This window comes from Streptomyces sp. NPDC087845 (genome assembly GCF_044742755.1).
GTDB lineage: Bacteria > Actinomycetota > Actinomycetes > Streptomycetales > Streptomycetaceae > Streptomyces.
In genome coordinates this window covers 191728-203958 of the sequence record NZ_JBIUVC010000007.1, presented here as the reverse complement: position 1 = coordinate 203958, position 12231 = coordinate 191728, and the positions used below count along the sequence as shown (strand labels likewise).

11 protein-coding genes are annotated in these 12231 nt (G+C 71.9%); 5 read left to right on the top strand and 6 right to left on the bottom strand.

The features are described from left to right. The first annotated feature begins 19 nt into the window (after positions 1-19). From ACIOMQ_RS19920 to ACIOMQ_RS19910, 3 genes are all read left to right on the top strand, one after another. Positions 20-1177, top strand: a complete 1158-nt coding sequence (locus ACIOMQ_RS19920) for an acetyl-CoA C-acetyltransferase (protein ID WP_362206683.1) — start codon at positions 20-22, stop codon at positions 1175-1177. 373 nt (positions 1178-1550) lie between these two features. Then, positions 1551-1754, top strand: coding sequence for a cold-shock protein (locus ACIOMQ_RS19915; RefSeq protein ID WP_003969786.1), 204 nt, complete (start codon positions 1551-1553; stop codon positions 1752-1754). A 199-nt stretch (positions 1755-1953) separates the two neighbouring features. After that, on the top strand, positions 1954-3621 hold the full coding sequence (locus tag ACIOMQ_RS19910; protein WP_362206684.1) for a DEAD/DEAH box helicase: 1668 nt from the start codon (positions 1954-1956) through the stop codon (positions 3619-3621). 52 nt (positions 3622-3673) lie between these two features. Here the strand turns inward: ACIOMQ_RS19910 and ACIOMQ_RS19905 are convergent, their stop codons facing one another. The 4 genes from ACIOMQ_RS19905 to ACIOMQ_RS19890 all read right to left on the bottom strand — a co-directional run bounded on the left by ACIOMQ_RS19905 (position 3674) and on the right by ACIOMQ_RS19890 (position 7180). Further along, complete coding sequence (locus tag ACIOMQ_RS19905) at positions 3674-4744, bottom strand: NAD(P)H-dependent flavin oxidoreductase (protein ID WP_402189682.1); 1071 nt, start codon at positions 4742-4744, stop codon at positions 3674-3676. Beyond that, on the bottom strand, positions 4744-5448 hold the full coding sequence (locus tag ACIOMQ_RS19900) for a CoA-transferase (protein ID WP_362206750.1): 705 nt from the start codon (positions 5446-5448) through the stop codon (positions 4744-4746). Before ACIOMQ_RS19900 ends, ACIOMQ_RS19905 begins: the two co-directional genes overlap by 1 nt. A gap of 83 nt (positions 5449-5531) precedes the next feature. Continuing rightward, entirely contained in the window at positions 5532-6434 is a 903-nt protein-coding gene (locus ACIOMQ_RS19895; RefSeq protein ID WP_362206686.1) for a CoA-transferase, read from the bottom strand. 2 nt (positions 6435-6436) lie between these two features. Then, the gene (locus tag ACIOMQ_RS19890; protein ID WP_362206687.1) at positions 6437-7180 is read right to left on the bottom strand and encodes an enoyl-CoA hydratase family protein; all 744 of its coding nucleotides are present in this window, start codon (positions 7178-7180) and stop codon (positions 6437-6439) included. A gap of 86 nt (positions 7181-7266) precedes the next feature. Between ACIOMQ_RS19890 and ACIOMQ_RS19885 the strand changes: the two genes are divergently transcribed. Further along, the gene (locus tag ACIOMQ_RS19885) at positions 7267-8244 is read left to right on the top strand and encodes an SDR family oxidoreductase (protein WP_401264608.1); all 978 of its coding nucleotides are present in this window, start codon (positions 7267-7269) and stop codon (positions 8242-8244) included. Positions 8245-8274: 30 nt separating this feature from the next. Here the strand turns inward: ACIOMQ_RS19885 and ACIOMQ_RS19880 are convergent, their stop codons facing one another. Next, complete coding sequence (locus ACIOMQ_RS19880; RefSeq protein ID WP_362206751.1) at positions 8275-9156, bottom strand: hypothetical protein; 882 nt, start codon at positions 9154-9156, stop codon at positions 8275-8277. 328 nt (positions 9157-9484) lie between these two features. Here ACIOMQ_RS19880 and ACIOMQ_RS19875 point away from each other — a divergent pair, with 328 nt between their 5' ends. Beyond that, entirely contained in the window at positions 9485-10261 is a 777-nt protein-coding gene (locus tag ACIOMQ_RS19875) for a serine protease (protein ID WP_362206689.1), read from the top strand. A 48-nt stretch (positions 10262-10309) separates the two neighbouring features. Here ACIOMQ_RS19875 and ACIOMQ_RS19870 read toward each other — a convergent pair whose 3' ends face one another. Beyond that, on the bottom strand, positions 10310-12115 hold the full coding sequence (locus ACIOMQ_RS19870) for a beta-galactosidase family protein (RefSeq protein WP_402127757.1): 1806 nt from the start codon (positions 12113-12115) through the stop codon (positions 10310-10312). Between the last annotated feature and the right edge of the window lie 116 nt (positions 12116-12231).

Sequence of the window (12231 nt, the reverse complement as noted above, 5' to 3'; positions counted from 1 at the left end):
CCACCAAGGAGCAGCAGTCATGGCCGAGGCATACATCGTCGAAGCGGTACGCACCCCGGTCGGCCGGCGCAAGGGGGGACTGGGCGCAGTCCACCCCGCCGACCTCGGCGCCCATGTCCTCAAGGCGCTCGTCGCGCGGAGCGGAATCGACCCGGCGGCCGTCGAGGACGTGGTCTTCGGCTGCCTCGACACCGTCGGGCCGCAGGCCGGCGACATCGCCCGCACCTGCTGGCTGGCGGCCGGACTGCCCGAGGAGGTCCCCGGCGTCACCGTCGACCGCCAGTGCGGCTCCTCCCAGCAGGCCGTGCACTTCGCCGCCCAGGGCGTCCTCTCCGGCACCCAGGACCTCGTCGTCGCGGGCGGCACCCAGAACATGACGCAGATCCCGATCGCCTTCGCCTCCCGTCAGGCCGCCGAACCGCTCGGCCTGACGGACGGCCCGTACGCGGGCAGCGAGGGCTGGCGCGCCCGGTACGGCGACGCGCCGGTCAACCAGTTCCACGGCGCCCAGCTGATCGCCGAGAAGTGGGGCATCAGCCGCCTCGACATGGAGGAGTTCGCCCTCCGCTCCCACCGGCGTGCGATCCGCGCCATCGACGAGGGCCGCTTCCGGCGCGAGACCGTCGCCGTCGGTGGCGTCACCACCGACGAGGGGCCGCGCCGCGACACCACGCTGGAGAAGATGGCGGCGCTCAAGCCGGTCCTGGACGGCGGCACGATCACCGCCGCCTGCTCCTCGCAGGTCTCCGACGGGGCCGCCGCCCTGCTCATCGCCTCCGAGCGCGCCGTGGCCGAGCACGGCCTCACCCCGCGCGCCCGCATCCACCACCTCTCGGTGCGCGGCGACGACCCGATCCGCATGCTGTCGGCGCCGATCCCGGCCACGGCGTACGCGCTGAAGAAGACCGGAATGACCATCGACGACATCGACCTGGTCGAGATCAACGAGGCCTTCGCCCCGGTCGTCCTGGCCTGGCTGAAAGAAACCGGAGCCGACCCGGACAAAGTGAACGTCAACGGCGGTGCGATCGCCCTGGGCCACCCGCTCGGCGCAACCGGTGCAAAATTGATGACGACACTGCTGCACGAGCTGGAGCGCACGGATGGCCGCTACGGCCTGCAGACCATGTGCGAGGGCGGCGGCCAGGCGAACGTGACGATCATCGAACGGCTCTGACCCCCTCCGCTCTGCCCCGGCCCGGCCCGGGACACGGCTGCCGCGCAGCTCAGGGCGGTGGCCGAACCGCCCCGGGCGTCGGGCCGCGGGAAAGATTTCGGCGGCGTTCCGAGCCCGCTCCGGGCCAGTTGCCCCAAGGGTCCGGGCGAAAATTCACCGACCGGCGGCGCGGCGTGTTCCACCGCTGGTCGGCAGATCGTGCTACGGTTGCCGTGTTGCAGTTTTGGTACCCATGAACATTATGTGCGCCTGACGGGAATGCTTCCTCAGGCGCATTATTGTTTTCCGGCTTTCTCCGGATGGGGCTCAATGCGGCGACTTGGAATTCGTAAAGTGCGAATTTCCGGCACTGCACCTCTTTTAGGAGAATGACATGGCTACTGGAACCGTGAAGTGGTTCAACTCGGAAAAGGGCTTCGGCTTCATCGAGCAGGACGGCGGCGGTGCCGACGTCTTCGCCCACTACTCCAACATCGCCACCTCGGGCTTCCGTGAGCTCCAGGAGGGCCAGAAGGTCTCCTTCGACGTCACGCAGGGCCAGAAGGGCCCGCAGGCGGAGAACATCGTCCCGGCCTAATCGCCGGACGCGTACCTCGCAGCCGGGGCCCGCACCGTGAAGGTGCGGGTCCCGGCTTGTGCTGTCCTCAGGACATGGCGAAGAAGCACCGCCGGTCCCGCAGAGGTTTCCGGCACTTCTCAGCAGTTTCCAGCAGTCCCCAGCAGTTCCCAGGAATCCCCTAGGAATCCTCAGGAATCCCCCAGGAGGGCAATTCCGTATGACCCGCTCCGAACGCCAGGACCGACCCGCCCGCAACCGCCCGTCGAGGGGGCGCGGCACGGCCCCGGCAAAGGCAACCGCTAAGGGTTCCGGCAAGGGATCCGGCAAGGCGTCGCCCCGTCGCAGGGCCACGCCGCCGCAGGGCGAATTCGCCCTGCCCGAAACCATGACCCCCGCACTGCCCGCCGTCGAGGCGTTCGCCGAGCTGGACATGCCCGCAGCCCTGCTGAAAACCCTTGCCGCGCAGGGCGTCACCGATCCGTTCCCGATCCAGGGCGCCACCCTGCCGAACTCGCTCGCCGGCCGGGACATCCTCGGCCGCGGTCGCACCGGCTCCGGCAAGACCCTCGCCTTCGGCCTCGCGCTGCTGGCCCGCACCGGCGGACGGCGCGCCGAGCCGCGCGCCCCGCTCGCGCTCGTCCTCGTGCCGACCCGCGAGCTGGCCCAGCAGGTCACCGACGCGCTGACGCCGTACGCCACGTCCGTGAACCTGCGCCTGGCCACCGTCGTCGGGGGCATGTCGATCAGCAAGCAGTCCGGCACGCTGCGCCGCGGTGCCGAGGTGCTCGTCGCCACGCCGGGCCGGCTGAAGGACCTCATCGAGCGCGGCGACTGCCGCCTCGACCAGGTCGCCATCACCGTCCTCGACGAGGCCGACCAGATGGCCGACATGGGCTTCATGCCGCAGGTCGTCGCGCTGCTCAAGCAGGTCGAGCCGGACGGTCAGCGGATGCTGTTCTCCGCGACGCTCGACAAGAACATCGACCGGCTGGTCAAGATGTTCCTGACCGACCCCGTCGTGCACTCGGTCGACCCGTCCGCAGGCGCGGTCACCACCATGGAGCACCATGTGCTGCACGTGGCCGACGAGACCGACAAGAAGGCCGTCGCCACCCGGATCGCCGCCCGCGACGGCCGGGTGATCATGTTCGTGGACACCAAGCGTGCCGCCGACCGCTTCGCCAAGCGGCTGCTGGCCAGCGGTGTACGGGCTGCCGCCCTGCACGGCGGGCGCTCGCAGCCGCAGCGCAACCGGACGCTGGACCAGTTCAAGAACGGCCAGGTCACCGCGCTCGTCGCGACGAACGTGGCGGCGCGTGGCATCCACGTCGACGACCTCGACCTGGTCGTGAACGTGGACCCGCCGACCGATCACAAGGACTACCTCCACCGCGGCGGGCGCACGGCGCGTGCCGGGGAGTCCGGCAGCGTCGTCACCCTGGTGCTGCCCGAGGAGAAGCGGGAGATGACCCGGCTGATGGCCGACGCGGGCATCGCCCCGCGGACCACCCGGGTCAGGTCCGGCGACGAGGAGCTCACCCGGATCACCGGGGCCCGCGAGCCGTCCGGCGTCGCGATCGTCATCGAGGTCCCGCAGCCGACCCCGCCGAAGCCGCGTACCCGGCCGGGCGGGGCGGCGTCCGGCGGTGCCGGATTCCGCTCGGGCAGCCGCGGCCGGGGCCGGCGCGGTGGTGCCGGACAGGGCGGCGGCGGTGAGGGCCGGAGCACGGGCGGTGCTTCCCGCACTGCGGGTACGGGCGGCGCTTCCCGCGCTGCGGCGACGGGCGGCGGCCGTGGGAACGGCGAGTCGCGCGGCGCGGGTGCCGGGCGCTCCGGGGCCGGACGCGGCGGCGCGGCGGCGGGACGCGGCCGCAGGGCCGCGTAGCCGTACGGGCACGTAGCGGACAGGGCGGCGCCCGGAGAGATCCGGGCGCCGCCTACGCGTCCGCGCCCTCCGCCCTCTGCGCGCGGGTCACCGCGCCCAGCGCCGCGTGGGCCTCGGCCATCACACGGTCCACCAGCTCCGCGCAGCTGGGCAGGTCCTCGATCAGGCCCGCCACCTGGCCCGATGCCATCACGCCCAGATCCGTGCGGCCGTCCACCATGGACGCCTTCAGAAGCATCGGGGTGTTGGCGGCCAGCAGGACCTGGCTCCAGGTCAGGTCCTTGCCGTGTTTCATCGCGAGACCGTCGCGCACCATCCGGGACCAGCCGGTCCCGGAGATCCGCTTGAAGCCCGCCGCCCGGCGCACCGCCTGGGCCAGTGCCCGGACCCGGCCCGCGTTCTCCAGTGCGGCGACCATCTCCGTCCGCAGCATCCGGTGCGGGAGCCCGTCCACCGCCGTGGTGACCGTGACGTCCTTCACGCCCGCCGCCAGATAGCGGGCCTTCACCGCGTCCGGCACGGTCGAGTCCGATGTCAGCAGGAACCGGGTCCCCATCGCGATGCCCGCCGCCCCGTACGCCAGCGCCGCGATCAGGCCCCGGCCGTCGTGGAAGCCGCCCGCCGCGATCACCGGGATGTCCACCGCGTCGACCACCTGGGGCAGCAGCACGGTCGTCGCCACCTCGCCGGTGTGCCCGCCGCCCTCGCCGCCCTGCACGATCACCGCGTCCGCACCCCACGCCGCGACCTTCTCGGCGTGGCGCCGGGCACCGATCGACGGGATCACGACCACGCCCGCGTCCTTCAGCTCGGCGATGAGCTCCTTCGAGGGTGCCAGTGCGAAGGACGCCACCCGCACGCTCTCGTCGATGACGATCCGTACCCGCTCGCGCGCGTCACCGGCGTCGGCGCGCAGATTGACGCCGAACGGCTCGTCGGTACGGGACTTGACCTCCCGCACCGCCTCCCGCAGCCGCTCCGGGGTCATGGTCGCGGAGGCCAGGATGCCGAGTGCGCCCGCTCGGGCCGTGGCGGAGACCAGCCGGGGGCCCGCGACCCAGCCCATGCCGGTCTGGACGAGGGGGTGGCGGACGCCGACGAGATCCGTGAGCGCGGTCCGCATCAGGCCCCGACCTCGCGATTCCGGGTGCCCTTCGGGTCGATGACCTCGCGGATCAGGGCCAGCTCCTCGACGGTCGGCTCCCGGGTGTTCGGGACGTCCTGCGCGATCGTGAGCGCGAAGCCGGTGGCCTCGCGGACCTCGTCGGCGGTGACGCCGGGGTGCAGCGAGGCGAGGCGCATCGAGTGGTCCGGGGTGGCGAAGTCGAGGACGCCGAGACCGGTGACGACGCGTGGGATGCGGTGGTAGCGGGTCGCCGACGGACCGGCCGCCGCGGCACTGTCGTAGCCGACCCCGCAGATCATGTCGACGCGCTCGACGAAGACCCGGGGGGAGTGTCTGGGTACCCAGTAACTCACCGGATTGTTCAGGGTGTTGACCGGTGCGCCGCGTACGCCGAGCAGTTGGCGGGCGGGCTGTTCCCAGTCGCCGATGCAGGAGATGTTCTGGTTGCCGAACCGGTCGATCTGGCTCGCCCCCATCATCACGTGACGCCTGCCGCCCGTGACCATGGTGAGGTGCTGGCGGTACGGCAGCCAGCCCTCCGGCGTGCCGTCCACCCCGACGATCAGCGCCTCGCCGTCGGTGAGCAGCAGATCGGGTGAGAAGGTCCGCTTGGCGAGCCGGGCGCCGATGGACGGGATGAGCCCCATCGGGCTGGCGAGCACCTCGCCGTTGTCGCGCCAGGCGTCGGCGCAGGCGATCACGCAGTACTCGGCCCGGGTGGGGGTGGGAGCGGTACGGGTGCCGGAACCCGTGCCGGTGCCGGTCGCAGTCGTGTTCTCCGTGGTCACTTCTGCTCCTCGTGCCAGGTTCGGACAGCCGCCCAGTAGCTCTTCTCGTCGCCCCGCGCGGGCAGGAAGCGTTCGCTGAAGGCCGCCCAGGCGTCGGGGTCGGCGGCCGCGGTCGCGTACGCCTTCTGGAACGCCTCGTCGCGCGGGTGGTCGGGGACGCAGGAGGTGAAGTGTGCGCCGTTCGGGGTCTCGACGACGCCGGTCACGGAGTGCCGTTTGACGAGGAGGGTCTGCGGGGCGGCCTTCGCGGTCAACTCGGCGGTGTCCACGAGGCGTTCGCAGGAGACGTAGGCGCTGTCGGCGGCCTCGCAGAACAGGTCGTCGAAGTACGGGTCGGGTCCGAGGTACTGGCCGTTTCCGAACCGGTCGGCGCGGTTCAGGTGGACCAGTGCCGCGTCCATCCGCAGGGCGGGCATCGCGACGAACTCCTCGCCGTCGGCGTACGGCGAAGCGACCGTACGCAGGCCCGGGTTGACCCGCATCACGTCCGAGCCGATACCGGCGCGGACGGGGAGGAAGGGCAGTCGGTTCGCAGCGGCGTGCAGCCCCCACATGAACATCGCCTCGTCGACCTCCATCAATGCGAACGCGCCGCGCTGGCGGGCCGCCCTGAAGTGCGGTTCGAGCGGGATCGAGTCGAGCGTGGTGAAGGCCGCGACCAGCTTGCGGATCTTGCCGGCGGCGGCGAGCAGGCCGACGTCGGGGCCGCCGTACGCCACCACGGTGAGATCGGTGATCTCGGAACGGAGCAGTGCCCGGACCAGCGCCATGGGCTTTCGGCGCGAGCCCCAGCCGCCGATGCCGAGCGTCATCCCGCTGCTGAGCCGGGAGACGACCTCCTGGACGGTCATGGTCTTGTCGGTCCGCCTGCCGGTACCGGCACCGGCGATCTCGGTCATGATCAAGCCTCCTTGCCGAAGGTGTCGCGGACGCGGTCGGCGACACCGCTGAGGTTGGCCTCGAAGGTGAAGCCCTGCTCGAAGCGGTAGCTGCGGCGTACGTCCACCGGGTCGATGCCGTTGATGGCGGCCTTGGCCAGCCGGATCAGATATCCGTCCTTGCGGGCGATCTCGCCCGCCAACTCCAGTGCGGCGTCCCGGAGTTCCTCGCGCGGTACGACCTTCCAGACCGAGCCGTGGGCCTGTAGTTCTGCCGCGGTGGCGGTGCGCGAGGTGTAGTAGAGCGCGCGCATCAGATGGTGCGGCACGAGTCTGGCGAGATGGGTCGCGGCACCGAGCGCTCCCCGGTCCAGCTCGGGCAGGCCGAAGGTCGCGTCGTCGCTCGCCACGATCGCGTCCGCGTTGCCGACGAGACCGATGCCGCCGCCGAGGCAGAAGCCGTTCACCGCGGCGACGACCGGGACCTCGCAGTCGTACACGGCCGAGAACGCCTCGTAGCAGCCCCGGTTGGCACCGATCAGGGCGTCGTGCCCGGTGTCGCGCTGCATCTCCTTGATGTCGACGCCCGCGTTGAACCCGCGCCCGGCTGCGGCCAGCACGACGCACCGGACCTCGGGATCGCGGCCCGCGGCGCGAAGGGCCTCGGCTAGGTCGTACCAGCCCTGTACGGGCAGTGCGTTGACGGGCGGGTAGGCGACCGTGACGAGGCAGATGCCGTTGCCGGGACGTGCGGTGGAGACACCCATGGGCGAATCAGCTACCTTTCCACCAAACATTTGTTAGGTGTGGAAGGTAGCAGCCTGCCCCCGCATCGCCAACAAGGAGATGTCTGATGAGTGCAAGCAGTGACGGACGGGACGGGGGACGGGAGAGGGGAGGTGCCGCAGGGCTGTGCAGCGGGCGCGTGGTGATCGTGACCGGCGCCGGACGTGGCCTCGGCCGGGCCCACGCGCTCGCGTTCGCCGCCGAGGGGGCGAAGGTCGTCGTCAACGATCTGGGGGTCGGCCCCGACGGCGGCGGAGGCTCGGACGGTCCGGCCCGGCGGGTCGTCGACGAGATCGAGGCGGCGGGCGGCGAGGCGGTCGCCCACGGGGGCGACATCGCCACGACGCAGGGGGCGGCGTCGCTGGTCAACGCCGCGCTGGAGACGTTCGGGCGGCTGGACACGCTGGTCAACAACGCCGGATTCCTGCGTGACCGGATGCTGGTGAATCTGGACGAGGACGACTGGGACGCGGTCGTGCGGGTCCATCTGAAGGGCCATTTCCTGCCCCTGAAGCACGCGGCCGCGCACTGGAGGGCGGAGGCGAAGGCGGGGCGTGCGCCGGTCGCCCGGGTGATCAGCACCAGCTCCGGCGCGGGCCTGCTGGGGAGTGTCGGGCAGGGCAACTACTCCGCGGCGAAGGCGGGCATCGTGGGTCTGACGCTCGTCGCCGCCGAGGAGTTGGGGCGGTACGGGATCCAGGTCAACGCGATCGCCCCGGCGGCCCGGACCCGGATGACCGAGCGGACCTTCGCGGAGACGATGGCGGCACCGGGGGAGGGGGAGTTCGACGCGATGGCCCCCGGGAACGTCTCGCCGCTGGTGGTGTGGCTCGGCTCGGCCGCGAGCGACGGGGTGACCGGGAGGGTCTTCGAGACGGAGGCCGGCCGGATCACCGTCATGGAGGGCTGGCGGCCCGGCCCCACCGCGGACCGGGGGGCGCGGTGGACGCCGGCGGAGGCGGGGGAGGCGGCGCGGAAACTGCTGGCGGAAGCGGGGGCGCCGCAGCCGGTGTACGGGGCGGCGCCCGGACCCTCCGGCGGCTGAGGGGGAGCGGGGGCCGGGGCCCGGGGTGCTTCAGGTGCTGCAGTCCAGCACCGTCCGGCACAACCCGCACCGGGCCCGCACCCGGCCGCGCACCGGGACGCGGATGCGCTGGAGGCAGGTGGGGCAGGCGAAGGAGACCCGGAATCCCTGCGGGCCGTTCTCGAAGGCGTACGGGGCGTCGGAGTCCGGGGGTGTTCGCGCGCCCGGGTGGTCCTGGGCGTACCGCCGGTCCTTGGCGTAACGGTGGCGGCCCGCCCAGCCCGCGGCCGTGAGGGGCGGCTGCCGGGTGTCGTGGACGGCCCGTGCGCGGCCCTTCGTGTAGGCCGTGTACGCCTGCGGGCTCGTGAACCACGGTGAGGGGTCCTCGTCGAAGGCGAACGCCCGCTTGGCGAGGACGTATCCGAACTCCTCCGGGGTGAGGTAGCCGAGTTTCTGGCTGGAGACGGCGTCCTCGCGGAAGGCGTCCAGCAGCAGCCAGCCCGCGCCCAGGTAGGTCGTCGCGGTGTCGGTGAGGATCTCGTTGTCGCGCGTGCCGGGGAACTCCAGGCCGAGGCGGTGCAGCAGCACATGCATGACCTCGTGCGAGAGCGCGGCGCCGATGTCCCTGCGGTGGGTGCGGAAGCGGTCGTTGAGTTCGATGAAGTACTCGGGCCCCGCGGCGAGTTCGACACCGGCGGCGTGCTCCATCGTCCGGAAGCCGACGATCATCCGGGCCTCCGGCAGACGCAGGTGCTGGACCACGGCCCGCGCCACCCGCTGGGCGCCGAGATGCAGATCGTCCTGGTCGGAGAAGGCGGCGTCGGCGGGGGCGAGGCTCGTGGCGTAACCGCGGACACCCTCGTACGACAGTCTCCGGTACAGGGCCGTGATCGCGGACCGGACGGTGTCGAGGTGGGGGAAGCCGTGGACCACCGGACCGCCGCCCCGGCCATTGCCCTGGCCGCTGCCCCGGCTGTTCCCCCGGTCGCGGTCCTGGCCGCTGCCCCGGCTGTTCCCCCGACTGCTCTCCGTCACGTCCCCACCCCCATCCGCGACGCTCGACCGGGCCTCCACTGTAGCCGGAGCGCTCCGGATGATCTTGGCCGAAAAGTGAATCTTGTGGGGGCGGTGATCATTTCCCGATAATCCGAATCGTGCCTTTGTCGGGAGCATGACCATCGGGGCTGTTCCGCCCGTGGCCGGGCCCCGGGCGAAGGCGCGTGCACCCCCACAGGAACCCCCCACGAAAGAAGGCAGTCCGTTGAAGCAGCTTCTGCGCGCAGTGAAGAGATGCTCCGTCATAGCCGCCGTGGTCCTCGCGGCCGTCAGCCTTCAGCCCGCCGGAGCCTCCGCGGCCCCCACCCCGGTCGTCGGCGGAACCCGCGCCGCCCAGGGCGAATTCCCGTTCATGGTCCGGCTGTCGATGGGCTGCGGCGGCGCCCTCTACGCCAAGGACATCGTCCTCACCGCCGCGCACTGCGTGGACGGCTCGGGCAACAACACCTCCATCACGGCCACCGGGGGCGTTGTCGACCTGCAGTCCTCCAGCGCGGTCAAGGTCAAGTCCACCAAGGTCCTCCAGGCCCCCGGCTACACGGGCCAGGGCAAGGACTGGGCGCTGATCAAGCTCGCCAAGCCCATCGCCCAGCCGACCCTGAAGATCGCCACCACCACCGCGTACAACAACGGCGACTTCACCATCGCCGGCTGGGGCGCGGCCACCGAGGGCGGCCCCCAGCAGCGCTACCTGCTCAAGGCCACCGTGCCGTTCGTCTCCGACGCCGACTGCCAGGCCGCGTACGGCAGCGATCTCGTCCCCGGTGACGAGATCTGCGCCGGGCTGATCGACACGGGCGGCGTGGACACCTGCCAGGGCGACTCCGGCGGTCCCATGTTCCGCAAGGACAACGCCGGAGCCTGGATCCAGGTGGGCATCGTCAGCTGGGGCCAGGGCTGCGCCGAGCCCGGCTACCCGGGTGTGTACAGCGAGGTGTCGACGTTCGCCGCCGACATCGCCTCCGCGGCCGCGACGCTCTGACCCCGGTCCTGATTCCGGCCGCCGTCCCCGCCGCGGCCGGCATCTGACTCACACCTGAACATCCCCGGGGGTGCCCGTCCGGACGGGCACCCCCGGGCCCAGCTCCACACAGGGCGCGCCCGCGTCCTCCAGTTCCAGCACCCACACCTCGTTGGCACCCTCCCGCAGCACCGGCCCCGGCACGTACAGCGTCCGCTGCGGACCCGCCGACCAGTAGCGCCCCAGGCAGAAACCGTTCACCCACACGAACCCGCGCGTCCAGCCCGGCAGTTCGAGCCCCGCGTGTCCGGTGCCGTCCACCCCCGCGATGTCGAAGGCGCCCCGGAACAGCCCCGTGCGCCCGGCCCCGTCGACGCTCCCGAAGGCCACCGCGGCCAGCGCGTCCGGCTCCTCGAACGCCTCCAGCCGCAGCGCACGGGCCCGTACACCGTGCAGGAACTGCCGCTCGTGCAGCACCCCGCCCGTGATCCCCTTGGGCTCACCGAGCCGCGGCCCGTAGTTGACACGGCCCAGCGACTCCACCCACAGCTCGACCTCCGCGGGCCCGGCCACCGGCTCGTCCAGAGTGCCGTTCTCGTCGCTCAGCACACCCTCGCGGACACCGTTCACATACACCACGGCCCGGTCCCGGAGCCCCGTCACACCCAGGGTGTACGGACGGCGCGGGCCAGGGACATCGACCCGGTAGCGCACCAGGCCCCGGTCGACACCCAGCTCCTCGAAGGTCGGCGGAACGCCGCACGGCGCCGGTTCCTCATCGCCCAGCGCCTCCAGGACGGCGCTCAGCGTCGCATGGCCCGTCAGCTCCACCCGTACCGCAGCAGCCAGGCCGGTGGGCTCGGGCGGCAGCTCCGGAAGCGGCCCGTCCGCGTACGCGGCGAGCACCGCGCGGAACTGCCGGAACTTCTCCGTGGGACGGCCGTACTCGTCGATCGGCGCGTCGTAGTCGTACGAGGTCACCGTCGGCAGGAAGTCCTGGTCCTGGAGCGGACCGGACCGGTTGGCCCCCGCCCATCCGGCGAAGTTCGTGCCCCCGTGCGCCATGTAGATGTTCACCGAGGCCCCGCACTCCAGGATCTCCCGCAGCGCGTCGGCGGCCTGCCCGGGATCACGCACGACCGGCTCGGCCCCCCAGTGCTCGAACCACCCGCACCAGAACTCCATGCACATCAGCGGTCCCCTCGGCTGATGGCGGCGCAGCACCTCGAACGCCTCCCGCGCACCCGAGCCGAAGTTCGCCGTGGCGAGCAGCCCCGGCACGGAGCCGCCCGTGAGCATGTGGTCCTCCGGTCCGTCGGAGGTGAACAGCGGCACGGTCACCCCGTGCTCCCGGAGCATCCCGGCCACCCGCCGGAGGTAGACCTGATCGGTGCCGTAGCTCCCGTACTCGTTCTCCGCCTGAACCATGATCACCGGACCGCCGCGCCCGATCTGCCGCTGCACCACCTGCGGCAGCAGCACCGCGAACCACCGCTCCACGGCGCCCAGGTACTCCTCGTCACGGGTCCGCGCCCGCCGTCCGAACCGCCCCGTCACCCAGGCCGGCAGACCGCCGTTCTCCCACTCGGCGCAGATGTACGGACCCGGGCGGACGATCGCCCACAGCCCGGCCCGCTGCGCCGCGTCCAGGAAGCGGCCCAGCGCCGTCACGTCCCGGAACCGGCCGGGCCGCGGCTCATGGAGATTCCACGGCACATACGTCTCGACGCAGTTGAGGCCCATGGCGCGCAGCATCGACAGCCGGTGGTCCCACTGCGCCTCATGGACCCGGAAATAGTGCAGGGCCCCCGACAGCAGCCGTACGGGCTTCCCGTCGAGCCGGAAGTGGTCGTCCCCCACGGTGAAGTCAGCCATCGTGCTCGTACTCTCCTGTGCGCGCGGTCCCCCGGAGCCGCGCGCACCCGGAGTCGCACGACGGCACGCACCACGGAGCGGGCGAACCCGGGAGGAATGTTGCAACCAACCCTCGC